The organism is Thiorhodococcus drewsii AZ1, from assembly GCF_000224065.1.
In the GTDB taxonomy this organism is placed as follows: Bacteria; Pseudomonadota; Gammaproteobacteria; order Chromatiales; family Chromatiaceae; genus Imhoffiella; species Imhoffiella drewsii.
Window position 1 is genome coordinate 102,936 of the sequence record NZ_AFWT01000003.1, and the last position, 25,754, is coordinate 128,689.

Sequence of the window (25,754 nt, forward strand, 5' to 3'; positions counted from 1 at the left end):
CGATCGCAAGTGACGATGCAGGATATGGGGGAGGTCCGCTCGGTCGGGCTGGAGCAATGGCTCGACGCCGAAGGACTGACCCTTCAGGAATACGCCATCCGCCATCATGTGCCGCTCGATCTGTTGGTCGAGCGCAACGATCTGAATCGTCCGGATCGGATCTCGGACTATCCGCCGCCGAGTCACTATCCGGGCGAGCGCGCCCGAGCCGTGCTGCGTGGGCTTGGCTGGGCCGGCCTGCTGCGCGAGGAAGGCGATTTCAGCGTGCTTCCCGGCGAGGTGCGGCGCCTCGATCTGCTGTTCTGGAATCTCGACGCGCTGAGCGATTACGGCTTTCGTTTCCGTCAGGAATACCGCTACAGCGACCGCTCCCATCGGGTGGTCGCCCACAATCGCCTCAAGGCACCCAAGTCGAATCTGAGCCTCTTGGATGCCGTGCCCCATTGTCCCGTTCCGCCGCCCGATTTTTGGCTCGCCCTGGCGACCTTCGTCGCGCACGTGGCCGAATGGCACGCGGGCTATCTCTTCATGCCCTTTCAGCAGGCATCCCAGGCGCACTGGGTTGCGGTCGAGCTGGAACGTCAGGGGATCACCGTCATCGAGCTGGACGCCGCCGATCAGCCGGGCGGGGCGCTGTTGCGCACCCACGCCCTGGCGGACACCCAATGTCTGCTGGATCGGCTGCGTCCCCATCTGAGCGCCATGCCCGGTGCATTGGAGCGTTTCGAGCAGGAGACCCCGACGCTCACCGTCTGCAAGAACCTGGTCTTCGACTCGGCCCACTTCATCACCGACCATCCGGCCAAGTGCTCCAACCTGCACGGCGGGCGCTATGCCCTGAACGTCAAGGTGCGCGGGCGCATGGATCCGGTGACCGGCTGCGTGATCGACTACGGCTATCTCAAACGGGTCGTCGGCCGGCGGGTGATCGAGCGTTTCGATCACGCCACACTCAACTACGCCGCCTCCGAACTGGCCTGGCGCTCAAGCACCGAGATGCTGTGCGTCTTTATCTGGGAGCAGCTCATCGATTATCTTCCCGGCCTCGTCGAGCTTGAGCTACACGAGACCACCCAATCCTGGTGCAATTACAGCGGCCCCAGTCTCGCCGATTTCCAGCGCGACGGCAGTGACCCGGTCCTGACCCATTTCCAGCGTCAGATCGGCGCCTCGTCCTGGCGCGCGTCCGTCGCAGCGATCTGACGCAGCCTGATCCGGTGACACCGTTGAATCGGGGGCGAGCGTTGGCGTTGTTTGGTAGCCCCTGGATTTCGCTGCGTTGCATCCTGGTTATTGGGTGATCCTGGCGGCGGGGATGTGGCCCTGATGCAGTGCAGTGGCGACGAGGGCACCGGCGATGCCGAGCGCGTCGAGTCGTTCCAGGTCGGCTGGGCTGCGGACGCCTCCGGCGGCATGGATGCGGTGGCTCGGCGCCAGACGGCGCAGCGCGGCGAGTCGGTCGAGGTCCGGTCCTTGCGCGCTGCCGACCCTTGCCAGCGTCATGAGGATGACATCGTCGGGCCAGAGCGCGGGATTCGCGGCCAGCCCGGCGGGGCCGAGCGGTTGCTCGCCACGGTAGTCGAGCGATAGCACCGCATCCGGGTAGCGCGCGCGCAGCTCGGCCAGTTGGTCGAGCGATTCGAGCGATTCGCTACCCAGCACCGGACGGACGAGGGCGGCGAGCCGATCGAGTGCGGTAAGCCCGCTGTCCACCCAAAGCCTCGGCGTGGGGTGCCGCCGGTGCAGCTGCTCGATCTGGTCGACATGATCGCCGTCCCCGGCGATGGCGTTCAGGTCGGCGATATAGAGGCTTTCAACGGGATAGCGTCTCAGAATGGCCGTCGCCACCTCGTCCAATTGACTGGATGGGCAAAGTGGCGAGACGAGCGGTTCATAGGTGTCTCGCCGACCCTGCCGCGCGGCGACCACTTGGCCGTTCTTCAGGTCGATGACAGGTATCAGTTTCATTTCGGATTGGGCATGCGCATTTTCGTCTTCGAATACATCACTGGTGGCGGTTTGCTGGACACTGCCCTAACTCCTTCGCTGGTGCGCGAGGGCGATATGATGCTGCGTGCCTTGGTCTCCGATCTCACCGTGCTGGATGGGGTGGAGTGTCTCATCACGCGCGACGCACGGCTCGCCCCGCTGAGTCTTCCCATCGAGTCCCGTAGCGTTCACTCGCCCGAGCAGTTCACCCAGGTCTGGGGCGAAACCCTCTCCGATGTCGATGCTGTCTGGCCCATCGTGCCCGAGCATCAACAGGCACTGGGGCGTATCACCGGGGCCATTCTTGCCTCGGGCAAGCGGCTGCTCAACAGCCGTCCCCGTGCCGTGATGACCGCGACCAGCAAGATCCAGACGCTGCGCGTGCTGGAGTCCGCCGGGCTTCCGGTCGTTCCCACCTTCGCGTGCGAGGATGTCCTGCCCGACATTCGAGGCCGCTGGGTGCTCAAGCCGGACGATGGTGTCGGTTGTCTCGGGATCCGGTTGTTCCAGGATCGCGATCTCCTCTGCGGTGCCTGGGATCATCTGGAGGAGGGCTGTATCTATGTCGCGCAGCCGTTCGTTCAGGGCACCCCGGCCAGTCTGAGCCTCATTGCCCGCGACGGCGAGGCGCGTCTGCTCAGCGTCAACCGTCAGCGCATGGCCCTGATGGATGAGGAACTGGTTCTGCTCGGTTGCGTGGTCAACGCCTGGGACGCGCGAGATTCCGGCTTGCGCGCACTGGCCGCGCGCATTGCGGCCGCCATGCCTGATCTCTGGGGCTATGTTGGCGTCGATCTGATCTTGACCGAGGATGGACCGCGAATTCTGGAGGTCAATCCGCGCCTCACCACCTCTTACGTCGGGATCAAGGACGCACTTGGACTCAATCCGGCCGCGGTGGTGCTTGGCCTCGATGCCGGCGGCTGGCCGGAGGTCGATTCGGCCGAGTCGGGGAGGGCGATCGAAATCTGTCTGGAGGATTCTGACGTTGCCTGAGACTTGGATTGGTTGGGACTTGGGAGGTGCGAACCTCAAGGCGGTTCAGCTCGATGCGGCTGGCAGGGCCTTGGAGGTGGTCCAGGTCGCCTGTCCGCTCTGGCAGGGGGTGGAACATCTGCATGCCGGGATCGACAGGGTGCTGGAGCGCTTGGTGGATCCGCGCCCGCATCGGCATGCGGTGACCATGACCGGTGAACTGGCCGACCTGTTCGAGGGACGGAACCAAGGCGTTGCGACGCTCGTTTCGGTCATGCGCGAGCGTCTCGGCGAGGAGCCGCTCCTCATCTATGCCGGAGCGGCCGGATTCGTCGATCCGGCGCGGGCGGTCGATCTGGCCCATCAGGTCGCCTCGGCCAACTGGATGGCGAGCGCCGCGCTGGCCGCCTCGATCGTGCCCGAAGGTCTGCTGATCGATATCGGTAGCACCACGACCGATTTGGTGCCCTTTGCCGAAGGCGCGGTCAGCGCCTGGGGCACGACCGATCACGAGCGTTTGCGTCATGGCGAACTCCTCTATGCCGGGGTTGGGCGGACCCCGCTCATGTCGCTGGCCCAGCGCGCGCCTTTCGATGGGGTCTGGGTGCCGCTGATGGCGGAGCACTTTGCGACCACGGGCGACGTCTATCGTCTGACCGGCGAACTGCCGGATCATGCGGACCTGCTGCCGAGCGCCGATGGACGCGAGAAGACGCCGATGGCGAGCGCCCGGCGCTTGGCCCGCATGCTGGGTCTCGATGTCGAGGCGGCGGATCAACAGGGCTGGCAGCGACTCGCCGAGTATCTCGCCGAGGTGCAGCTTCAGGGGCTCATGGAGGCCAGCGCCTGTCTCTTGTCGCGTGGTGAGCTGGTGGCCCAGGCACCGATTCTGGGGGCGGGTGTCGGGCGTTTCCTGGCCCGCCGTCTGGCCGAACGATTGGGTCGGCCCTATATCGGATTCGAGTCGCTGTTCGCGCCGAGCGAGGTTGGCGCGCCGGATATGGCTGACTGCGCTCCGGCCGCCGCGCTCGCGCGTCTGGCGGCCATGATCTGATCAGCGGTGCGCTCCGCTCCGATCAACCGTGGTCGTGGAGCGTTCCCTTGTTGTCAACCTGGTCTGAAATCCAGGTACTCGATTCGGCCTCAATGCAGATGACATCGACTCCATCGATCCGCGAATTTCCCTATCGACCCGACAGTTCCGCGCTGTTCGAGCCGCTTGCCACTCGTGCCTGGCCGGTCTTCCTCGACAGTGGCCGACCCGGTTGCGCACAGGGGCGTTTCGATATCCTGAGCGCCGATCCAGGGGCTCGTCTCGTCACCCGAGGGCTCAAGACCGAGATCCGCTCGGAGTTGGGGAGTCGGGCCTCGCTGGAGGATCCCTTCACCCTGCTCGCCGAGACGCTCGGGCCGAGCCGTCCGGCGCCCGAGAGGTTACCCTTTGCCGGTGGCGCCATCGGCTACTTTGGCTACGACCTGGGACGGCGTTTGGAGCGTTTGCCCAGCCTGGCGCTCGACGCCGAGGACATCCCCGACATGGCCGTGGGCATCTACGATTGGGCACTGGTGGTCGATCATCAGGCCTGTCGCAGCCATCTGGTCGGGCCGGACCGGGCGACGCTCGATGCCTATGCCAGGCTGTTGTCTGGGGCGCTCGCCGGACGCTCCAGCGGCACGGCGCATCGCTCGTTCCGGGTGCTGGGGCAGGTCGGGTCCAACATGAGCCACGGCCAATACCTGGAGTCCATCGCCCGCATCAAGGAGTATCTGCGTGAGGGCGACTGCTATCAGGTGAACTTCGCCCAGCGTTTCTCCGTCCCCGCCGAGGGCGATCCTTGGCAGGCGTACAAGCTGCTGCGCCAGCTCAATCCGGCGCCCTTCGGTGGCTATCTCGACATCGGTGAGTGCCAGGTACTCTCCTCCTCGCCAGAGCGCTTCCTTCAGGTCTGCGAGGGCGAGGTCGAGACCAAGCCGATCAAAGGGACGCGTCCGCGCGGAGCCGATCCCATCGAGGACCTGCTGCTGTCCGATGCGTTGCGTTTCAGCCCCAAGGACCGTGCCGAGAACCTCATGATCGTCGATCTTTTGCGCAACGATCTGGGCAAGGTATGCGAGATCGGCAGCGTGCGGGTACCCAAGCTATTCGAGATCGAGCGCTTCGCCCGCGTGCATCATCTGGTCAGTACGGTTCGCGGGCATCTGGCGCGGGGGAGCGGCGCGCTCGATCTGTTGCGGGCCTGCTTTCCTGGCGGCTCCATCACGGGTGCGCCCAAGAAGCGCGCGATGGAGATCATCGAGGAGCTGGAACCGCACCGGCGCGGTGTCTACTGCGGCGCGATCGGCTATGTCGGGTTCGATGGGGCCATGGATACCAACATTGCCATCCGCACGCTGGTCCATTCGGCCGGGGTCGCGCGCTGCTGGGCCGGTGGCGGTATCGTCATGGATTCCGATCCCGAGTCCGAGTATCGCGAGACCTATCACAAGGCCGCGCCGCTGCTCGATCTGCTGGAGCGCATGCGGCTCGGCAATCTGGGCAGCTAGTCGTGTGGGTGGTCAAGCTCGGGGGCAGTCTCGCCGACTCGGAGCGGCTGCCCGCCTGGCTGGACGCATTGGCCGGACGTTCCGATCTGGTGCTGGTACCGGGTGGCGGCCCCTTCGCCGATCAGGTGCGTCTGGCTCAGGCGCGTTGGGGTTTCGCGGATGAGGCCGCGCATCACCTGGCGCTGCTCGCCATGGAGCAGTACGGTCGCATGGTGTGCGCCATCCAGGCTGGGCTCACCCCGGTTGCGAGCCTGGATGAGATCCGCCGTACCCTCGACGCGGGATGCACACCGGTCTGGATGCCGGTCGACATGGTGCTCGCCGATCCCCGCATCCCCCAGACCTGGGACATGACCTCCGATTCTCTCGCGGCTTGGTTGTCCGCCATCCTGTCCGCCTCTGGATTGCTGTTGGTCAAATCTGCCGTCCTGGCGTGGGACTCGATCGATCTGAGTGCATTGGCCCGTGCGGGTGTCGTCGATCGACTCTTCCCCGACTACGCGGTCGTCAGTGGGGCCAGAGTCTATCTGTTGTCGATCCAGGATCCGCATGGACTGGATCGCTTGAGGTGTTTGCTGTCGGAAAGTCGGCTTGGAACCTTTTGAAAAGAGGCCCTTGTGCCTGAGTGATTCTTGACTAACCTGGTTGGTGAGGGCGCGCGACTCGTTTCGCGCTTTCGGGCCGCTCCGAGCGGCTAACCAGGGGGAGGCAAGGCTGCATCGCCTCTTTGATCCCAGTCGATAGCAGGTGACCCCCATGTTTGCACTGACTCGCGACCTCATCACCATCGCCGCCATCGTTTTGACCCTCCTCTTTATCGGCGCCTTGGAAAGCCTGTACTGAGGTGGTTTCTTCCAACGAACATGCCAGCTGACGTGTCTTGACGCCCTTTTTGAGAGGGAACGTCACGTCGCGTCATCTGGCAGAGGTTCTGGAGGACGTTCGGTCTGAGACCTTTTGTCGGCGTTGTGATGAAAATATCAGTTAAGTGTGCGGTAATTGCATATGCTTAAGTCATAAAGCGTGTCGATCGAGAAAGCGCGTTCAGCAGTTCAAGTCGGTCGATCACGTGACCGTCGGATTCGCTCCATGCGGTGTATCAGGAAACCTCTCTCGGCGAACCGGCAGTTTCACTATCTTTGGGCCGATTGGTTGAGCAATCTAATTGCGCCTAAGGATTCGAGCCGCGGAACAGAACCATGAGCATTTCTCCTGTCTCCATAACCACACCGAACCTGGCGGCCTCTTACGCCTCCACGCGCCCCGCGACAAGCCCTGCGAATGATTCGGAGCTGGCGTCTGCGAGTTCCCCCGCTGCCCAGCAACTCGCCATTGCCCCTCCCGCGACCTCCGTCGTGCCAGAGACCACTCGCCCGGTCGAAGAGGTGACCCCACCCCAACAGCAGGAGTTGGCGACAACGACCCAGGACGCCTTGCGCTCCCGTTCGCAGGTTGCGCCTGAAGAGTCGAGAGCGCCTACATCCGCATCCCCGACTGCATCTCCGGCCGCGACTACATCGCCGCCCGCATCTGCGGACGGTGGTTACCAGATCCAGTCGTCTTTGAGTGGTGAGATCGCCGAGGTTGCGGCAAACGCTACGGTGGCCGCTGGGGCCGCCTCGGAAGAGTCCAGCGAGGATCCAGCCGAGATCCTGGCCGAGCAGCAGCGGACCCAGGCCCGCAATAATCCCTATGCGGATCTTTCCGCCGGCCAGCCAGCGCAGGCCACTCGTGGTGGTTCGGTGCTCGACCTCTCGGTCTGAGGTTGGCCTCGATTTTCCCTGCTCCGACTCGCCAGGGAAGGCGGGTCCGTCCGCTTATTCACCGACAGCTCCGTGTGTCTCTTCGCTCGATTTGGCGAATGTCCGTCCTATGGGGATGCTTCATCCCGATGCTTCATCCCGGATGAATTCGGCGATCGCCTCCGCCGTGGTCTTCAGCGCCCTTTCCAAGTCCTCCGGTCCATGCACGGGTTCGGTGCCGTCCTTGATCGATTGATTCATTTCCGTCGCAATGCGGGCGACCTCGGTCAGTGCCAATGAGCCGGCCGCACCCTTGATCCTGTGGGATACCGCTTCGGCGGCGTTATGGTCGCCGTTCGCCAGCGATTCGGCGATCTCCCGAGCGGCGGTGCCGTAGGATTCGACGAAGCGTTTCAGCAAGTGGCGGTAGAGCCCGAAATCCTGAAAGACATGTTTTGCCTTTTCCAGATCCATCGTCTTGGATGCGGGTGCTGCGGTCGTCGGTACGGCCTTGGGTTTCGAGGGGGCGTGGGACAGCCAGGTCAGCAGCGTGGCGTAAAGCGCGTCCGGGTCGACGGGCTTGGCGATGAAATCGCTCATGCCGGCCTCCAGACAGCGATTGCGATCCTCCGTGAAGGCATTGGCGGTCATGGCGAGAATGGGCACCTTGTGCCAGGTTGGCAGTGCGTGAAGGGCTCGGGTCGCCGCCAGACCGTCCATATTCGGCATCTGCATGTCCATGAGGATCAGTGCATAACGGGTTTTTTGGGCCATTGCGACCGCTTCCGCGCCGTCGTTCGCGATGTCGACTTGCAGTCCCACCGCACTCAGTAGCTCTCGGCTCACCTCCTGGTTGATGAAATCATCCTCGGCCACCAGAAGGCGCGTGCCTCGGTAGCGTGTGGCCAGATGGCGCGAGGCGTCCGACTCGGCCTGCTTCGACGCGGGCTCGGAGGATTCGATTCCCCCGAGCAGTTGCGTCAGCTTCTCGTGGAGACTGGAGGGGGTGATCGGCTTGACGAGGACGCGGTTGTCCCCCGCCTCGCGCGGGCTTGATCCATCAAGGCTGGTCAGTAGCAGAAGACAGATCGGTCGTTGCCGAATCGGCAAGCTTTCGATCTTTCTGGCTGTTTCGGCCCCGTCCATATCCGGAAGGCTCTGGTCGATCAGGATCAGATCGAAACCCTCGGGTCGCTCCCTCAGTGCGGTCAAAGCCGCCTTGCCCGAGGCGACCGAGGTCACCTCGATGTTCCAGGCGTGCAGCATGCCCGTCATCACCGCGCTGGCCTCGGTACAGTCCTCCACCAGCAGCACGCGGTGGTCTGGGAAGGCGCCCCGCGTTTCTGTATCGGTTGCGGGCGTGGCGAGCGTTTCGAAGCGCGCGGTGAACCAGAAGGTACTGCCTTCTTTGGGTTGGCTGATCACGCCGACTCCGCCGCCCATCAGCTCGGCAAGTCGGTTGTTGATGGCGAGCCCCAGTCCCGTGCCACCGTAGCGGCGCGTGGTCGAGCTGTCCGCCTGCTCGAAGGACTGGAACAAGCGATCCAGGCTCTCGGGTGCGATGCCGATGCCCGTATCCCGGACCTCGAATCGATAGAGCCGCTCATTCGGTGTGTCCTCTTCGCTGCGCACCCGCAGACAGATGACTCCGTGTTCGGTGAACTTGACCGCATTGCCGAGGAAGTTGAGTAGGATCTGGCTCAGGCGCGTCGGATCGCCGCGCAGGTCTATCCGGTCGGGCGTGCTGGGGTCCAGATCGACCACCAGCTCCAGGTTTTTGGCTTCGACCTTATCGCTCACCAGCGCGCAAACATTGCGTAGCACTGCCGCTAGATCGAACTCGGCCGACTCCAGGACGATCTTCTGTTCCTCGATCTTGGCTAGATCCAGGATATCGTTGATGAGCTGCAACAGATGTTTGGAGGCGCCAGCGATCTTGTCCAGTCGATCTCGGCGGTCTGGATCCGACTCCTGCTGACGCAGCAGATGTGTCAGTCCCAGGATGGCATTCATCGGGGTGCGGATCTCGTGGCTCATATTGGCCAGGAAATGCGACTTGGCCCGATTGGCCTGCTCCGCCGTTTCCTTGGCCGAGGCCAGGGTCGCCTCGGTGCGCCGACGCATGACGATACGCCAGAGATCGTCCCCGATCAGCTGTAGCTCGTGCGCGTCGGATGCGTCGTAGTCGGTCGGTTTGTTGCCGACGCCCAGCAGTGCCCAAACCTTGCCATCCGCGACCACCGGTACGCCCAGATGACGGGTCAGGTGGACGTAGCCATCCAGATATCCCCGTCGATCGGATTGGTTCTGATAGTCGTTGTGGACGACTGGGCGGCGTATTCGCGCCGTATCGGCCCAAACGCCGCTGCATGCGATGGGCGAGTGCGCGTTATGGGGCGTGTCGAATGGGTTCGGCGTTCCGCTCGACCAGGTGTGGAATTCGAGCGTTTCCTGATCCTCATTGACCAGGTGCAGGTAGCCGATTTGGCTGCCGGTCAGACGCACGGCCGCGTCGACGCCGCGCTGTATGAGTTGCCGCTCATTCAGCGTTTCAGCATCCTGGCTCATCTCGAACAGGGCCTTGAGCCGCAGATCGCTCACCAACAGCGCGCGGTTTGCGGCTTCTAGCTCGGCCGTGCGCTCGGTTACCAGCTCCTCCAGATGGTGACGATGCCGTTCCAGCTCGGCGGCGGTCTTTTTGCGTTCGGTAATGTCTTGCACGGCGCCGAGCGCACGCTGAGGCGTGCCGGCTGCATCGCGGACGATCTCGGCGAGCACCCGTATCCAGCGCGTCTGGCCGCCCGCCATGATTCGGTGCTCGGCGTTGTATTTCGTCCGGCGGCTCGACAGGGTGGACCGCCATGTTTCCAGCATCGCGACCTTGTCCTCTTCGACCAGGGCGGCGACCATGCTGTCGAAGCTCGCTGACGAGCCGAGCGGAAGACCGAAGATGCGATAGGACTCGTCGGACCAGGACATCGCCCCGGTCGCGATGTCCAGAGTCCAGCTCCCGATCTGAGCGATCGACTGCGCCCGGTTGAGCGAGTCCTCGCTTGCACGCAGGGCCTCCTCCATACGCTTGCGCTTGGTGATGTCGCGAGCGACCGATTGGAATTCGACGCAGACGCCCTGCGCGTCGAACAGGGGAACGTCCGCCCAGTGCAGCCAGCGGACCTCGCCGTCGTCCTGCGTGAGCGGTTGGTCGTAGCGACGTCTGCGCGGGTGCGCGGAGAACTCGTGGATGGCCTCGTCTATCGCCGCACGTTCCGTTTCCGGGACCAAGCTGAGCCAGCTTCGACCGATCAGTTCCTCGCTCGGTTTGGCGAACAGCGCGCAATAGGCGCTGTTCACGAAGGTCAGGGTGCCATCGGGAAGCCAGCGGCAGACGGCGTCGTCCTGACTCTCGATCACCGCGCGATAGCGTTCCTCGGTCTCGCGCAACGCCGCTTCCGCCGTGCGGCGTTCGGTCGTGTCCTGAAAGGTTCCACTGAGATACGTTTCGCCGTCGTATTCCACGCGTCCGATACAGCGCAGCTCCGCCCAGAAGTGCCGTCCAGAATCCGTGATCATTTCACAGTCCAGGGTGAACGCAGTGCCAGACTCCCAGCTTGCCACCATGTGCCGACGGATCTGGTCTCGGAATTCTGGTACGTAGTATCTCAGCCCCTCTTCCAGGTTGGCCGGTGGCCGGTCCAGAGGGTGCTCCAGCAAACGGTAGATCTCTTCGGTCCAGATCAGCGTTCCGCTGGCCGGATTGGCCTTCCAGCCGCCGACTCGGGCGATCGTTTGACTCTGACGCAGAAAGAGCATCGCCTCGTGCAGCGTCTTTTCAGCCTCCTTTTGCTCGGTGATGTCGTACCAGAGGGTCACGAAATAGCGCCGGTCCTGGATCGTGATCAGGCGATTGGCGGCACGTACGAAGCGGGTTTCGCCATCCTTGCGGCGATGCGTGACATCGAGGGTTCCTCCGCCCCGCTCGATGAGGTGCCGCAACTGTTCTTCGACCTGCTCCGGCGTCCAGTCGGCTTGAACGTCCGCCAGCGTGAGCTGGGAGAACTCCTCGCGATCGTAGCCGAGCCCGCGACAGGCCGCCTCGTTGAATTCGCTGAAACGCAAGGTTTCGGTGTCGATCAGAAGGATGCCATCCATGGCCTGGGTGATGATGGCGTCCAACAGCGCCTCGCGCTCCTCGAGCGCTCGCTGCTCGACCTTACGGTCGCTGATATCGCGGGCGACGGTGACGAGGACTTCACGTCCCCCGATGCGGGCGCCCCTGAGGCTGACCTCCGCATCGTAGATCGCTCCGTTCTTGCGCCGGTGACGTGTCTCGAAGGTGATGTTGACCGACGTAATGTCGGCGAACAGGGTACTGATATCGTTTCGGCTGAGTTGGGCATCGAAGTCCCAGGCATGCAGGTCGAGCATCTCCTCCGGCGCGTAGCCGAGCATCTCGGTGAAGCGTGGATTGGTCTCGATGAGATGATGGTTCTGATCGAAGATGGCGATTCCGTCGCGCGAATGCTCAATCAGCGCGCGCAGCCAAGCGGCCTCGTTCGCCAATGTCTCTCGAAGGGTCTTTTCGGGACCGATATCGCGCCAGACCGCTAGCAGCACGTCTTTGCCGTGAAGCCGGATGCAGCGAATGCGCTCCTGCACGTCGAGCACCGTCCCATCCTTGCGGCGAAGCCGGTTCTCGAAGCAGGCATCTCCCTCCGTCCGTATGCGCGCACTCCGCTCTCGCGCAACGGACGCGTCCGCCTCCGTTTCGGTATCCAGCAGAGAGCGTCGAAGCATCTCGTCGCGGCTGTATCCCTGCATACGGCAGACCGCGTCGTTGACCTCGACGAACCGTAGCGTTTCGGCATCCATCAGTGCGATGCCGTCCTCTGCCAGTTCGAAAATGAGACGGAACATCTCCTCGTGTTCGTGCGGGCTATGCGGCTCGGCGGGGGCGAGTTCCAGGGCCAACTCGAACAGCCTGGTCAGGGTGTCCAGCGTATCGAGGGTTCGCCGATCGGTGGATGCGGCTTGTCGGCTGGTCAGGTACAGAGCGGCGTATGGCTCGCCGCCGACATGGATTGGCATCATGATCAGCGACCGGACGCCTTCATCGATCAAGGCGGGGTCCAACATATCCCCTTCGTCGCTGGAGGCGTCTTGAGCCTGCGCGCGGAAGCACCTCGGACCTGTCCCATCTGCAAGACGGGCAAGCGATGAACCGGCCGACCCATGCTCGATCCAAGCGTGGACGGTTTCAGAAAGTCCGCGCCCCGTGTCGCGCCGATAACCGCCCTGCGCATTGCGCCAATAGAGTCCGGCGCCGTCCAGCTCCGGAAGGCGCAGCACGCCGTCCAAAAATGCCTCGGACAGCTGCTGTGGATTCGGTTTGGCCGCGATGCTGGCGGAGAAGGCGTGAATCGCGCTTAAGTGAATCAGCGCGATTTGGGGGTCGTCCCATAAGGGCGTTTCCTCTCCGGTTTCGGGACCGGTGGGAACATTCATGCGCGCTCACTCGGTTTTGGATAGCGTCGTCGCGGTGCGACTTTGGGGGCGTCAGCCGCTTTCCGTTCAGTACGCATGTCAACGACGGGCCAAGACGCGCCATCCCAATGCCGGGATAGGGCCGCTTCGCATGCGATGTGGTGACCTTCGGCGAGGAAGGTCACCGCTGTTTTCGCGGGGATGCACAGTCTCATCTTAGACGTCCTTGTGGTGAAAAAAATCATTTGAATTCAATTGTTGGAGGTTTCGGTGCGATCCGCCAGCATGAGATCGGGATTCTCCGTTCGGCACATCCAGGAAATAGGCGTCGAGCGCCTCTACTGCAAGCTGCCCGGTATCAACTCGGTGAACGGTTTATCCCCGCAGGCGCGGGGAACGGCTCAGGTCTTCGTCACTCAGTTCCTGGATGTCCGGTTCATCCCCGCAGGCGCGGGGAACGGATGCACAGCGTCGATCCCGCGTGCTTGCGGGGATGGACCGTGCTCAGAGGTGACTGCTTCGTTCCTCTGTTTCACTTCCCCGCGTTTGCGGGGCGTCTAGAGCGCGGGTCTTTGCGACCGACCCGCGCCATTTTTCGTGCATTGGCTAGGCTGCGCCTGATACTGCACCATCAATATCTGCGACTACCTTGGCGCGGCTCGCACGCCCCAAGACAGCTTCGCTCGGAGATTCAGAAGAAATGTTGAAAACTTTCAAACAATGAAAGTATCTTGCATTTCATGGAAACACTGACTGAGTCGATCATTGCGGCGGGCTGGGCGGAGCGCATCCTCACCGAGGGGCAGTTGGCGCGCCTGCTCGATGGCACCGCGCAGCGGCGTTACAACCTGGTCAATCGAGCCTTGCATCGTGGTGAGTTGGTGCGGCTACGGCGTGGACGCTATCGGTTGGCCGCTTCGGTATCGGGGAAGCTGGCGCATCCGTTCGTTGTGGCTCAGGCGTTGCGGTCGGGTTCTTATGTGTCCTTTGAATCGGCCTTAAGCTTTCATGGATGGATTCCGGAGGCGGTGCCCATGACGCTCTGCGTCGTTCCAGGTCGTCGGCGCGAGGAGTTCGAGGTTCCTCAGTTCCAGACCTTTCGGTTTTTGCCATTGGCGCTGAATCCGGGCTTCTTTCTCGAAGCGGTCGAGCGGGTTCAGCTCGATGAGCAGGTGGCTTTGGTGGCTCGTCCGCTGCGGGCCTTGCTGGATCGGCTGTGTCTGCTCAAGCGGGACTGGCCGGGATTGATGGAACTGGCGTGGGAGATGCGTATCGATCCGGATCTGATGGCGTCGCTGCGGCGCGATGATTTGGAGGCGCTGCGTCCGCTATATCGACATGGCCGAATGCGGGCGGCGATTGAGGCCATGGAACGGGAGTTGGCGTCATGATCGATTTGCTGCGTCGGCGGCTCGAAAGCTATGCGGTGGCCGATGCGTGGCGCGAAGAGCAGGCGCTGAGGGAGATCCTGCAGGAAGTGGCCCTGTACGGTTTGTGGCGCGCCGGCTTTTTCGAGGTGGCGGCCTTCCAGGGTGGAACCAGCCTGCGGCTATTTCATGGTCTGCGTCGCTTTTCGGAGGATCTGGACTTCATTCTGATCGACGCCGATGCGGGTTTCGACTGGTCGCGTTATTTCGGGGTGTTGGTCGACGTGCTGGCCGAGTTCGGCGTGCATTGCGAACTGGTCGACCGAGGTCGGATGGATCGCGCCGTCAGGCAGGCCATGCTCAAGGACGATTCCATCGCGCGTCAGCTCGATCTGTCCTTCTATCGCGGCGATACCGGCCGCAAGCTCAAGGTCAAGTTGGAGGTCGACACCTGTCCTCCGGCGGGCTCGGGGTTCGAATATTCTTATCTCGACTTTCCTCTCGACTTCGAGGTCTGCCTTCAGGATCCGCCAAGCAACTTCGCGTTGAAGATCCATGCCTTGCTCTGTCGGCCCTATCTCAAGGGGCGCGATTGGTTCGACTTCGCCTGGTATGTCGCTCGAGGCGTGAAGCCCAACCTATCGCATCTTGCGGCGGCCATCGATCAATCTGGTCCTTGGCGGGAGGCCGGTGTGAGGGTCGACGAGGCCTGGTTGGAGTCGTCCTTGATTGCGCGTATTCGAGCGATCGACTGGACCGTGGCGGCACAGGATGTGGAGCCGTTTCTGGCAGTGCCAGAGCAGGCTGGATTGAAGCTCTGGAGCGAGCGCTTTTTCACCGGCAAGGTTGCGAAGCTCGTCCTCTCTCTGGGGGCGTGAGTTTCTCGCGGATCGCTTTAGGTCGGCGCAGGCGTCGGTCTGCGTCCTCTGTGTCACCCCGGACACACCTGTCTCATACTGAAACTCCCTTTCCCCCATTGGCGGCGGGTTGGAACGCCGGCCGTGCGCTAAGTCGCTGTTATTTCCTTGCTGTTAACAAGGTATAGATCATGCTTGATTTCGGTCTGTCGGGCGTCGCATGACGCGCGTTGGACGAGAAAAAACAACAAGGTTTCGTGGAGGACAAATGGACGAGCTGTTTGGTCGGAGCGGGAGGCTGGTGGCGATGGCGGCGGTCTTGTGGGGCGCTGGCGTTGCGCAGTCGGTGGCGGATTCGGCGGGGGTGACCGAGCTGGATGCAGTGGTGGTGACGGCGACGCGGGTGGAGGCGCGCAATTTCGATCTGCCGGTCTCGATCGATGCCCTGGAGTCCGATGTCATTCAGGACCAGACGGCTCGGGTTCTGGTTTCTGAGGTGTTGAAACGGGTGCCGGGAACCCTGGTGACCAATCGCGGCACCTTCGCTCAGGAGGAGCAGATCATGATCCGCGGTTTCGGCGGTCGTTCGCAGTTCGGGACACGTGGCATCAAGCTGGTCGCGGACGGTATTCCGGCGAGCACGCCGGACGGGCAGGGCGGTCCGGGGCTGTTCGATTTGGGGTCGGCGGGAGACATCGAGGTGATGCGCGGTGGCTTCTCGGCGCTCTACGGCAATCACTCGGGCGGCGTGGTTCAGGTGTTCACCGAGGATGGGCCGGTGGATCCGACCTTGTCGATGCGTCTGATGGCGGGCAGCGATGGCACCTGGATCGCGGGGAGCAAGTTTGGCGGACAGTTCGGCGATCTCAACGGGGTGGTGGATGCCTATCACTCTGAGACTGACGGCTATCGCGACTGGAGCGCCTCGATCAAGGATCAGGTGAATGCCAAGTTGAAATACGCCCTGCCGAGCGGCGGCACGCTGAGTCTGATCGCCAATTCCATGAATCTGCCCAACAGTCGGGATCCGCTCGGGTTGACGGCCGAGCAGGTGCGCGAGGATCCGCGCCAGGCGTCCGAGGGTGCGCTGATCTACAAGACGCGCCGCACCCTGGACAACATGCAGGGCGGGGTGATCCTCGATCAGCCCGTGTCGGACGCGGATCAATTGCGGGTGATGGCCTATTCCGGCACGCGTTCCAACGAGCAGTTCCTCGCCGTGCCGCTGTTCAGTCAGAACGCCATCACCTCTGCCGGTGGGGTGAGCACCTACGATCGGCATTTCGGCGGGGCGAGCCTGTGGTGGAGTCACGAATCCAGCTTGGCCGAGGGTCCTCTGACCCTGACCCTGGGTGGTGATTACGATCGCTCAACCGACGATCGCGAAGGGTATATCAACGAGTACGGCACGCGTGGCGCGCTCAAGCGCAACGAGGACAACAGCGTCGACAGTTGGGGCGGATTCGTGCAGGGAAGCTGGGCCTTTGCCCCGCGCTGGAGTCTGGATGTCGGTCTGCGTCGCACCCAGGTGCGTTTCGATTCGGACGACCATTTCATCTGCACCACCGAGCAGGTCACGGCGCCCGGAACCTCGGCGGGGACCTGCAGCGGCTCGACCGTCGCCATCTCGGAGAGCAGCTACAACCCGGACAACAGCGGCAGCAAGACCTACAGTGCCTGGACGCCGGCCTTCGGTCTGCTGTTCGGTCTGACCCCGGACATCAATCTGTACGCCAACGTCGGCAAGACCTTCGAGACCCCGACCTTCACCGAGTTGGCCTATCGCCCGGATGGCGGCTCTGGTTTGAACCTGGATCTGGAGCCTGCGATCAGCTGGCATTACGAGTTGGGTGCCAAGTTCCTGCTGGGGGATCGGACACGGTTGAATCTGGCGCTGTTCCAGATCGACACCGACAACGAGATCACGGTCGCCACCAATCGCGGTGGGCGCTCCACCTATCAGAACGTACCGGGCTCGCGTCGCCGAGGGGCGGAGCTGATGCTGGCGAGCGAGTTCGATCACGGCTTTGCCGGACATCTGGCGGCGACCTATATCGATAGCGTCTTTACCGACAGCTTCGTTGGCTGTGCCGGCATTCCGTGCCGCACCACCGGTTCGACGCTCAATGCGGCGACCGTCGACTCGGGGAACCAGGTTCCGGGCGTGCCGGAGTTCAGCGTCTTCGGGGAGCTGAGCTATGCCTACGCGCCCTGGGGATTCGAGGGCGGGGTCAGCGTCTATGGCCAGGACGCGGTCTATGTGAACGATCGCAACACCGAGACGGCGGCCGGGTACTGGTTGCTGAATCTGCGTGGTGGGTTCACCCAGCGGATGGGCGGGCTGGAGCTTTCGGAGTTCGTGCGCGTCGACAATGTGCTGGATCGGGACTACATCTCAGGGGTGCGCGCGAACGATGCCAATGGGCGCTATTACGCGCCGGGCGCGGGCGCGACCTATCTGGTCGGTCTGACGGCGAGCTACGCCTTCTGAGACAGCGACCGAGGCGGTTAGGCGTCGCCGCCGTGCTCGACCGGGGCGACGCCGGCCGATTCCTCGTCGGTGAAGAGTCGGGAGCGGGTGAGGAAGCGGACACCTTCCGGTCCTTCGAGCGAGAACATCCCGCCCCGACCGGGAACCACGTCGATGATGAGCTGGGTGTGCTGCCAGTATTCGAACTGGGATTCGCTCATCCAGAAGGGGCAGCCGCCGATCTCTCCGAGCTTGACGTCGCTGGCGCCGGTGCGGAAATCGCCAGCCGGCCAGCACATGGGTGCGCTGCCATCGCAGCAGCCGCCAGACTGGTGGAACATGAGTTCGCCGTGCATTTCCTTGAGCCGTTCGATGAGTTCGAGTGTCGCCTCGGTGGCGACGACGCGCGGTGTCGGGTCGGGCATATCGGTTGCTCCAGCAGTGGCTTTTGGGTGCTAAGTTGCTGCCGCTGCTTGGCTTTTGAAACGGCGTAACAGCCGATTTCCGATCCTTGCGCGATAGCGTCAGCGCTTCGTCCGCATGGGGCTTGGTGCCATCTCCGGGTTTCGCGGCGCTGCATCCAGGCTACGGGATGTAGCCCGGGTGCAGCAGATCGGAATCCGGTTCTGCGACCTAGAAGAAGCCCAATGCGTCGGGGCTGTAGCTGACCAGCAGGTTCTTGGTCTGCTGATAATGATCGAGCATCATCTTGTGGGTCTCGCGCCCGATGCCGGATTGCTTGTAGCCACCGAAGGCGGCATGGGCCGGGTAGAGGTGGTAGCAATTGGTCCAGACGCGACCGGCCTGAATCGCCCGGCCCATGACGATGGCGCGCCGCCCGTCACGGCTCCAGACGCCGGCGCCCAGGCCGTAGAGCGAGTCGTTGGCGATCTCCAGCGCTTCCTGCTCATCCTTGAAGGTGGTCACCGAGACCACCGGGCCGAAGATCTCCTCCTGGAAGATGCGCATCTTGTTGTGACCGCGGAAGACGGTCGGTTTGACGTAATAGCCCTCAGCCAGATCGCCTTCCAGCACATTGCGCTCGCCGCCGATCAGGCACTGCGCACCCTCCTGCTTGCCGATGTCGAGATAGGAGAGGATCTTGTCCAACTGCTCGTGCGACGCCTGGGCACCGATCATGGTGTCGGTATCCAACGGATTGCCCTGGCGCACCTTGCTGACGCGCTCGATGGCGCGCTCCAGGAAGGTGTCGGCGATCGACTCCTGGATCAGCACCCGCGAGGGGCAGGTGCAGACCTCGCCCTGGTTGAGCGCGAACATGGCGAAGCCTTCGAGGGTCTTGTCGAAGAAGGCGTCTTCCTGATCCATGACATCGGCGAAGAAGATGTTCGGCGACTTGCCGCCCAGCTCCAGGGTGACCGGGATGATGTTCTCGGCCGCGTACTGCATGATCAGCCGTCCGGTGCTGGTTTCACCGGTGAAGGCGACCTTGTTGATGCGCTTGTTGGTCGCCAGCGGCTTGCCCGCCTCGACACCGAAGCCGTTGACGATGTTGAGCACGCCGGGCGGGAGCAGATCCTGGATCAGCTCGGCGACCACCAGCATGCCGACCGGGGTCTGCTCGGCCGGCTTGAGCACCACGCAGTTGCCGGCGGCGATCGCCGGTGCCAGCTTCCAGGCCGCCATCAGGATCGGGAAGTTCCAGGGGATGATCTGCCCGACCACGCCCAGGGGCTCATGGAAGTGGTAGGCGACCGTATCCTTGTCGATCTCGCAGATCGAACCCTCCTGGGCGCGGATACAACCGGCGAAATAGCGGAAATGATCGACCGCCAGCGGAATATCGGCGGCCATCGTCTCGCGGATCGGCTTACCGTTGTCCCAGGTCTCGGAGAGGGCGATCAGCTCCAGGTTTTGCTCCATGCGATCGGCGATCTTGAGCAGGACATTGGAGCGGTCGGCCGGCGAGGTGTGGCCCCAGGCCGCCTTGGCGCGATGCGCGGCATCCAGGGCCAGCTCGATATCGGCGGCGGACGAGCGCGGGATCTCGCAGAACACCTTGCCGTCGACCGGCGAGACGTTCTCGAAATAGCGACCCTCGACCGGCGGCACCCACTCGCCGCCGATGAAGTTGGCGTAGCGGGACTTGAAGCTGAACTTTGAATCGGGTTGGCCGGGTTTGGCGTAGATCATCTCTGTCTCTCCTGGGCTGTTCTTATTGCCATCTGGCTGTTTGTCGTGTTCGGTTGTTCACGTCAGCAATTGGAGTGCCAGAGCACTGAGCCTGGAGCGGCTGAGGTTGCCATGCCTTGGCTGCGCCAGGCTCGCAACAGAGTGTCACCAGAGGATTGTTACTTCCTGCGTCGTTCGGGGCTGAGGCGAGATTCGATCGTTCTATAAGGCTGCGCGGATCTCGGTCAGGCGTTCGGGCACCAGTCGTTCGGCCCGCTGACCGGACGTGCACAGCGCGCCTCGGAAGCCGAGGTAGCTGGGGGCGAGCGGCAGGAGGTGCGCGATGTCTTCCTGACGCAGGGATCCGGCGAGTCCGCTCATGAGGTCGAGCTGCTTGGCGCGGTCGACGAAGCGCCGCAGGGAATCGGTGTCGAGATGGTCGAGCAGTCGTCCGCGCGACTTGTCGGCGGTGTCGAGCATGACGCCGGCGCATCCGGCCTCGGCGAAGCGGGCTGGATCGGTCTCGGCGGTCGGGCGATCGGCGAAGAGCACGGCGACGATCGCGATCTTGGCGCTGAGATCGGCGACGACCGGGAGACAGGCATCGAGGTGGGCCTCGGAGAAGAAGCCGATCTTGACGAGGTCGACTCCGGTTGCAGCCGTGGTCCGAATGGCCGACTCGGTGGCGCGGGCGTCGGGCGGCAGATCGCCGATGGTGGCGCTGACCGGGCGGCGTTCTCCGACCTGGGCCAGGATGTGCCGGATCTCCGTCAGGTTCAGCGCCCCGAGCGCACCCCGAGCGGGATCCTTCAGATCGATCAGGTCCGCGCCGCCTTGGATCGCCAGTTCGGCCTCCTCGGCATCGGTGACGCTCGCCAGCAGGCGGGTCATGTCCCCGCTTCCATGAGGGCCTTGCGCTTGGTGACATGGTCCATCAGCCAGTTCCATGCCTCCTGCTCGCGCGGACCGGCGGTCTTCTCGACGGCCGTGAGCAGATAGGCCATCTCCTCCACCACCTTCTGGAACGGCAGTCGTTCCAGCCGACTGACCAGGATGGCAAGCTCCAGCACGGCCGACTGGGCGCGGTTGAATCCCTGGAAGGGACGGTGCGTCTCTTCGTGCAGGACGCGACAGAGCAGACGCGGTCGAATCTCGTCCTCTTCCAGGTCGAGCAGTTCAAGTTCGGTGTGGGCCAAGGCGTCACGCAGACGGGGGACGTCGATACGGGTGCTGTCCATGAGCGGCCAATCGCGCCGCCCGGTCAGGCAGCCGGCGAACACGCGCACGTCGTCGGTGTAATTGACGGTGGCGTGCCGGGTCTGGAGCAGGTTTTCCAGTGTTCTGGACGGTCGAAAGGGCGAGATCACGAGGAAATCCTCGCGGCGGCGAATGCCCATCGGGGCGATGTGCGTTTCGCCCAACGGGTCGATTGTCGTGACGATGACTTCTTGAATCACGGGCGTTTAACTCTCGCTGAAGGTTGGTCCGGGTGCTCGATGGTCTCGGGACGCGTGTGTCTGGGGAATCGGCTCAGTCTGGCGGCGATTCCAGTGCGCTCTTGAGCTGCGCGAAGCTGTCGACGACCTGGGTGTACTCGAAGGTTCGCAGACGTTCGACGTTTTCGAGGTCGATGCGGCGCGGGTAGACCATCACCTGGCCGCTCGGTGCCTCGGTCTCCATCGCGGGTGCCGTGTCGCAGGCGAAGATGAGGCTTGGGATGCGGCACTTGCCGGCCTGGGCATAGATGTTGGTCACCAGCGAGTCCGAGATGCCGCACACCATCTTGGCCACGCTGTTGGAGGTGGCGGGGGCCACCACCAGCCGCGAGTAATGTCCCTTGTAGAAGAGACCGACCGGCGAGGCGCTGGCCGTGGTGTCGCGAAAGCAGGTCATACGTTCGCGCAGCGCCTTGAGGTCATGGCCGTACATGGCCATGACCTCGGCCCCAGCTCGGCTGAGGAAGAGATCGACATCGTCGCGTTGCGCCAGCAGTTCGAGACATTCGTTCAGGTAATGCCCCGAGCCGGTGATGGCCCAGGCCAGGCGGGGCGTCTCGGGCGGCGTCATGGCGCTCGCCTCTCAACGCGCCGGATTGATTCCATAGCGTTTCATCCGTCGGTAGAGGGTGTTGCGGCTGAGTCCCAGGTTTTTGGCGACCAGGCTGACGTTCCAATGGGCGCCTTCCAGGACCTTCAGCAGTGCATCGCGCTCGGCGACTGCCAGAGCGTTGAACTCGGGTGCCGGGATGTCGTCTTGGGCCGATTCGTGCGCCGGGTGACGAATCTCGTCGGGCAGGTCGCGCATTCGCACGTAATGGTCTTCGCAGAGCGCGGTGATTGCGCGCAGCACGTTGCGCAACTGGCGCAGATTGCCCGGCCACTGATAGGCGACCATCTGTTCCAGGGCTGCTGGCTCCCAGTCGAGTCTAACATTCTCGCCAGCCTCTTCCTGGGCGATTCGGCGGATGAGTTCGCGTCGGTCGGCGCGGTCGCGCAGGGCTGGGATCTGAATGGAAATGCCGTGGATGCGGTAGTAGAGATCCTCGCGGAATTTGCCCTCGGCGATGAGGCTGCGCACGTCGCGATGGGTCGCGCTGATGAGCTGAATGGAGACCGGAATCGGCTTGTCACCGCCGAGCGGCACGACGGTACGGTCTTCCAGTACGCGCAGCAGACGGGCCTGAAGATGAATCGGCATGTCGCCGATCTCGTCGAGGAAGAGCGTGCCGCCATCGGCTTGGAGGATCTTGCCCCGGTTGCCGTCGCGGCTCGCCCCGGTGAAGGCGCCTGCCTTGTAGCCGAACAGCTCGCTTTCGATCAGCGACTCGGGCAGCGAGGCGCAGTTGAGGGCGACGAATGGCTTGTCGCGGCGTTCGCTGGATTGGTGCATGGCGCGGGAGAAGACGTCTTTGCCGACGCCGGTCTCGCCGAACAGCATGCAGGGGATGTCGCGGTCGAGAACCTTGCGGATGGTTTCGATGTTGCGCTTCATCCGTGGGTCGCCGAAGTGCAGCGCGTCGAAGGGGTCGTAGCGCGAGGGACAGGCATCGGTGCGGAGGTTGGAGGCCGCCCGTCGCTGGATCGGTGCCGGCGTTGGCGCGGAGGTCGTTTCGGGGGGTTGGACCTTGGCGAAGAAGCGGCGCTCCGAGTGGGTTTCGATGATGGGGAAGGCCGGGCAGCTCTGGGAATGGGCGCGCTTGAGCAGCATGGGCAGCGAGATGGTGAAGAGATCCTGGATTTCCCGACCGACGATCTGTTGCGGTGATTCGAGCCCCATCTGGAACATGGCGCTGCGGTTGGCGGCCAGGACGCGACCCTCCGGGGTGAAGGCGATGAGCCCTTCGCCGAGCGTGCCGATGAATTCGGCCCGGCTGTGACATCGGAAGACGTAGGTCTCCTTCAAGGCGCAGAAGAAGACCCGGTTCTCGATCATCTGCGCCGACATGTTGAGCAGCACCATGGTGTGCTTCTGGGCCAGCTTGGCCTCGCTTGAGGCATCCAGGATCGCCAGTACGTTGCCGTGCGGATCGAAAATGGGCGCCGCAGCGCAGGTCAGGTTGGCGTTGCGCTCCAGATAGTGTGCGCCTTTGTGGACCACCAGCGCCTTCTTCTCCATCACGCAGGTGCCGATGCCGTTGGTGCCCTGGGTCCGTTCGTCCCACACCGCACCCGTTTGCAGGCAGACGTTGGCGGCGGTATCGGTGAACATGGGGTCACCGATGTAGTTGAGCAGCACGCCCTCATTGTCGGTGAGAATGATGGCGTGTCCCGAGCCGGCGAGCTGTTGGTAGAGGCTGGTCATCTCGTGGCGGGCGATCTCCAACAGATGACAGGCCCGTTCCTGGCGCTCGCGCAGATCGCCTCGGGGGATGATCACCGGATCTGGAGCATCGATTGGATCGAGCCCGTATCCCGTGTAACAACGGTGCCATGAGGCGACCGTGATCTCGTCGAACTGCGAGCAGACCATTTCGTCGCCAGCGATTGCGGCCTTAACCAAGTCCGCATGCTCAGACCCGCTGAGCCGCATGATTGCTTCACCCACGTTCCTCTCCTCCTCATTTTAGTGACGGCCCGCGTTGCACGGGTCCGTTCGGATTCCCCCATTCTGTAAAGCGAGGGGAATTCATCGATCTATTCTGCGGCGCCTTTTGCCGGACGATTGCGCGTCCGGTTCGATTGCGACGGTCTTTTCGGCGTGCGCCGGGCCGTCTTGGATATCCATATCATGGGGACGCATGAGCCTTGCGAGTGCGCCCTGTGTCCTTGAGTTGGGAGCGTGCGTTCCCGATTCCTAATTAATTGCGATGTATCAGGAGCATAAACTAGCAGGATATTCGAGAAAACTCGCACCGGAGATCGGGCCGCCGGGCGGTTGCCTGTTACTGCTGGGTACGCGCGTGGAGGATTTTGGCCTTCGGAGCGAGATCAGCGGACCTTTCACTTTTCTGCGGGGAAACAGCGCAGTCCGGTGAGCGACTCGAAATCCGCGCACGGCGACATGTAGGAGACGGTGTTGTCCGCGTGGATGCGCAACACGTGTCGTCCGCCCTTGGTGCAGGCCACGGCGACCAGTGCCGCCCCGTTCGATCCGGTCCCGAGCGCCCGAGTGCGTTCGATGCCTTGGCAGGGTCCCCCGAATCGGGAGATGGCCGCCAGGAACAGCCGCTCGGCGAGTTGTTGTCCCGTCGGCAGGGCCGGGGGCGTGAGTGCGGCCAATAATAGGGTGACGCCGAACATGAGGGCTCTCTTGCGCTGTTTCGCGTTAGATGCGGTTTTCGGGGATCGGGGATCCCTGGTCGGATTCATCGATGAACCACCTCGCTCTTCGTGGCGCGCCGCGTGTATCGGTGCCCGACCCTATCCCGGATGCGGTTTCAGCGCAATCCTGGCGCGTACTGGTACGGCGGCGAGGTTGGTGGCACCCCCGTTTCGCTGCGCTTACGGGGTCGACGGCGGATCCGTGCCTTCGCCAAGGATGGCCAGGTAGCTTCGATAGGCAAATACACGTCCACGGCGACGGCCCGTCACCTCCTCGACGATTCCAAGACGCTGGAGGTCCAGTAGCGCGGCGTTGATGGTCGGGGCCGAGAGCCCGGTTCGAGTCACGAGTACGTTGGCTGTGAGGTAGGGGCTCTGTTGGAGGAAGTCGTGGACTCGCAGAGCGGAGTTGACGCGGTCGCCGCTTGCGGCGATGCGCTCGCGATCATCCTTGAATAGCTCGACGATACGTGTTGCCGCATCGAACGCCTGATTGGCGGTTTCGGCGACGCCGGTCAGGAAGAATTCGAGCCATGGCTCCCAGGCGCCCTGTTCTCTGACTTCCTGAAGCAGCCGGTAATAGTCGGTTCTGTGACTTTTCAGGTAGAGACTGAGATAGAGAAGCGGTTTGCGTAGCACTCCATGGGTGCAGAGATAGAGTGTGACCAGCAGGCGTCCGATGCGTCCGTTGCCGTCGAGGAAGGGATGAATCGTTTCGAACTGGACGTGCATGAGCCCGGCCTTGATGAGCGCCGGGAGCCGTGAATCCTCTTCGTGCATGAAGCCTTCGAGCGCATAGAGACAGGCGTCCAGCTCGGTCGTGGGCGGTGGGACGAACAGGGCGTTTCCGGGACGCGTGCCGCCGATCCAGTTCTGCGAGCGCCTGAATTCGCCTGGGCTCTTGGTGCCACCGCGACCGCCCTGGAGCAGTCTTGCGTGGATCTCGCGGATGAGCCGAAGTGACAGAGGCAGGTCCTCTAGGCGTTCGAGGCCATACATCATGGCGTCGACATAGTTCGAAACCTCTCGGATATCGTCGATTGGCTGGCCGGCTTGTGCCTCAGCCTCGAAGCGCAGGAGGTCCGATAGGGTGGATTGGGTTCCCTCGATCTGCGAGGACAGTACGGCTTCCTTGCGCACATACATGTACAGGAACAGTTCCTGGCGCGGTAACAGGATGGTGATGCCGTCGAGTCGCCCCAAGGCGCGCTCCGCTGCGCTCAGATGATGGAGCAGGCTGAGCACGTCGATCGGCGGATTCGGCGGCAGCGGTGGTGGAATAAATGCGCGAACGATCTCGCCAGCGACGGGGGATTCGATAAAACAGCCAAGGCGGGTTGGTTCGGGCATGTTGATGGGGCGTCTACATCTGACTTTGCTCTTTATTTAAGTAATAGTCGTTTTTTTTAATTAACGTCAATGCCAATTTAAGTCCG

General features: G+C 63.1%; 19 protein-coding genes. 9 read left to right on the plus strand and 10 right to left on the minus strand.

The genetic code is table 11. The features are described 5' to 3' along the window. The first annotated feature begins 15 nt into the window (after positions 1 to 15). The gene (locus THIDRDRAFT_RS02840) at positions 16 to 1,203 is read left to right on the plus strand and encodes a 6-pyruvoyl trahydropterin synthase family protein (protein WP_245535773.1); all 1,188 of its coding nucleotides are present in this window, start codon (positions 16 to 18) and stop codon (positions 1,201 to 1,203) included. 87 nt (positions 1,204 to 1,290) lie between these two features. Here THIDRDRAFT_RS02840 and THIDRDRAFT_RS02845 read toward each other — a convergent pair whose 3' ends face one another. Next, complete coding sequence (locus THIDRDRAFT_RS02845) at positions 1,291 to 1,968, minus strand: HisA/HisF-related TIM barrel protein (protein WP_007039286.1); 678 nt, start codon at positions 1,966 to 1,968, stop codon at positions 1,291 to 1,293. Between the two features lie 12 nt (positions 1,969 to 1,980). Here THIDRDRAFT_RS02845 and THIDRDRAFT_RS02850 point away from each other — a divergent pair, with 12 nt between their 5' ends. The 5 genes from THIDRDRAFT_RS02850 (at position 1,981) to THIDRDRAFT_RS25445 (ending at position 7,271) form a co-directional block, all read left to right on the plus strand. Next, positions 1,981 to 2,985, plus strand: a complete 1,005-nt coding sequence (locus THIDRDRAFT_RS02850) for an ATP-grasp domain-containing protein (protein WP_007039287.1) — start codon at positions 1,981 to 1,983, stop codon at positions 2,983 to 2,985. Further along, positions 2,978 to 4,018: a hydantoinase/oxoprolinase family protein gene (locus tag THIDRDRAFT_RS02855; protein WP_007039288.1), complete on the plus strand. Its 1,041-nt coding sequence runs from the start codon at positions 2,978 to 2,980 to the stop codon at positions 4,016 to 4,018. Before THIDRDRAFT_RS02850 ends, THIDRDRAFT_RS02855 begins: the two co-directional genes overlap by 8 nt. 92 nt (positions 4,019 to 4,110) lie before the next feature. Then, positions 4,111 to 5,508 carry an aminodeoxychorismate synthase component I gene (gene pabB / locus THIDRDRAFT_RS02860; protein WP_007039289.1) on the plus strand — a complete coding sequence of 466 codons (1,398 nt, stop codon included), beginning with the start codon at positions 4,111 to 4,113 and terminating at the stop codon, positions 5,506 to 5,508. Between the two features lie 2 nt (positions 5,509 to 5,510). After that, positions 5,511 to 6,113: an amino acid kinase family protein gene (locus THIDRDRAFT_RS02865; protein ID WP_007039290.1), complete on the plus strand. Its 603-nt coding sequence runs from the start codon at positions 5,511 to 5,513 to the stop codon at positions 6,111 to 6,113. Between the two features lie 750 nt (positions 6,114 to 6,863). Then, positions 6,864 to 7,271 (plus strand): hypothetical protein, encoded by a 408-nt coding sequence (locus THIDRDRAFT_RS25445; protein WP_139058595.1) that lies wholly within the window; start codon positions 6,864 to 6,866, stop codon positions 7,269 to 7,271. Between the two features lie 120 nt (positions 7,272 to 7,391). On the opposite strand, the gene THIDRDRAFT_RS23535 is transcribed toward THIDRDRAFT_RS25445, so the two are convergent. Then, positions 7,392 to 12,752: a PAS domain S-box protein gene (locus THIDRDRAFT_RS23535; RefSeq protein ID WP_007039292.1), complete on the minus strand. Its 5,361-nt coding sequence runs from the start codon at positions 12,750 to 12,752 to the stop codon at positions 7,392 to 7,394. A gap of 719 nt (positions 12,753 to 13,471) precedes the next feature. On the opposite strand from THIDRDRAFT_RS23535, the gene THIDRDRAFT_RS02875 reads away from it, so the two are divergent. The 3 genes from THIDRDRAFT_RS02875 to THIDRDRAFT_RS02885 all read left to right on the plus strand — a co-directional run bounded on the left by THIDRDRAFT_RS02875 (position 13,472) and on the right by THIDRDRAFT_RS02885 (position 17,446). After that, positions 13,472 to 14,122 carry a type IV toxin-antitoxin system AbiEi family antitoxin domain-containing protein gene (locus tag THIDRDRAFT_RS02875; RefSeq protein ID WP_007039293.1) on the plus strand — a complete coding sequence of 217 codons (651 nt, stop codon included), beginning with the start codon at positions 13,472 to 13,474 and terminating at the stop codon, positions 14,120 to 14,122. Then, positions 14,119 to 14,976 (plus strand): nucleotidyl transferase AbiEii/AbiGii toxin family protein, encoded by an 858-nt coding sequence (locus THIDRDRAFT_RS02880; protein ID WP_007039294.1) that lies wholly within the window; start codon positions 14,119 to 14,121, stop codon positions 14,974 to 14,976. Before THIDRDRAFT_RS02875 ends, THIDRDRAFT_RS02880 begins: the two co-directional genes overlap by 4 nt. 247 nt (positions 14,977 to 15,223) lie before the next feature. Further along, entirely contained in the window at positions 15,224 to 17,446 is a 2,223-nt protein-coding gene (locus THIDRDRAFT_RS02885; protein WP_007039295.1) for a TonB-dependent receptor family protein, read from the plus strand. A 17-nt stretch (positions 17,447 to 17,463) separates the two neighbouring features. On the opposite strand, the gene THIDRDRAFT_RS02890 is transcribed toward THIDRDRAFT_RS02885, so the two are convergent. The 8 genes from THIDRDRAFT_RS02890 to THIDRDRAFT_RS02925 all read right to left on the minus strand — a co-directional run bounded on the left by THIDRDRAFT_RS02890 (position 17,464) and on the right by THIDRDRAFT_RS02925 (position 25,668). After that, the gene (locus THIDRDRAFT_RS02890) at positions 17,464 to 17,850 is read right to left on the minus strand and encodes a DUF779 domain-containing protein (protein WP_007039296.1); all 387 of its coding nucleotides are present in this window, start codon (positions 17,848 to 17,850) and stop codon (positions 17,464 to 17,466) included. 208 nt (positions 17,851 to 18,058) lie between these two features. After that, positions 18,059 to 19,579 carry an aldehyde dehydrogenase gene (gene adh, locus THIDRDRAFT_RS02895; RefSeq protein ID WP_007039297.1) on the minus strand — a complete coding sequence of 507 codons (1,521 nt, stop codon included), beginning with the start codon at positions 19,577 to 19,579 and terminating at the stop codon, positions 18,059 to 18,061. A gap of 201 nt (positions 19,580 to 19,780) precedes the next feature. Further along, positions 19,781 to 20,449, minus strand: coding sequence for a (5-formylfuran-3-yl)methyl phosphate synthase (locus tag THIDRDRAFT_RS02900; protein WP_007039298.1), 669 nt, complete (start codon positions 20,447 to 20,449; stop codon positions 19,781 to 19,783). After that, positions 20,446 to 21,015 carry a DUF447 domain-containing protein gene (locus tag THIDRDRAFT_RS02905; RefSeq protein ID WP_007039299.1) on the minus strand — a complete coding sequence of 190 codons (570 nt, stop codon included), beginning with the start codon at positions 21,013 to 21,015 and terminating at the stop codon, positions 20,446 to 20,448. The genes THIDRDRAFT_RS02900 and THIDRDRAFT_RS02905 overlap by 4 nt, the downstream gene beginning before the upstream one ends. Before the next feature lie 73 nt (positions 21,016 to 21,088). Further along, the gene (locus THIDRDRAFT_RS02910) at positions 21,089 to 21,625 is read right to left on the minus strand and encodes a flavoprotein (protein WP_007039300.1); all 537 of its coding nucleotides are present in this window, start codon (positions 21,623 to 21,625) and stop codon (positions 21,089 to 21,091) included. Positions 21,626 to 21,637: 12 nt separating this feature from the next. After that, a complete protein-coding gene (locus THIDRDRAFT_RS02915) occupies positions 21,638 to 23,602 on the minus strand; it encodes a sigma-54-dependent Fis family transcriptional regulator (protein ID WP_007039301.1) in 1,965 nt (654 codons plus the stop codon). A gap of 395 nt (positions 23,603 to 23,997) precedes the next feature. Then, on the minus strand, positions 23,998 to 24,297 hold the full coding sequence (locus tag THIDRDRAFT_RS02920; protein WP_040843745.1) for a hypothetical protein: 300 nt from the start codon (positions 24,295 to 24,297) through the stop codon (positions 23,998 to 24,000). A 201-nt stretch (positions 24,298 to 24,498) separates the two neighbouring features. Beyond that, the gene (locus THIDRDRAFT_RS02925) at positions 24,499 to 25,668 is read right to left on the minus strand and encodes a Fic family protein (RefSeq protein WP_007039303.1); all 1,170 of its coding nucleotides are present in this window, start codon (positions 25,666 to 25,668) and stop codon (positions 24,499 to 24,501) included. Positions 25,669 to 25,754: the final 86 nt, after the last annotated feature.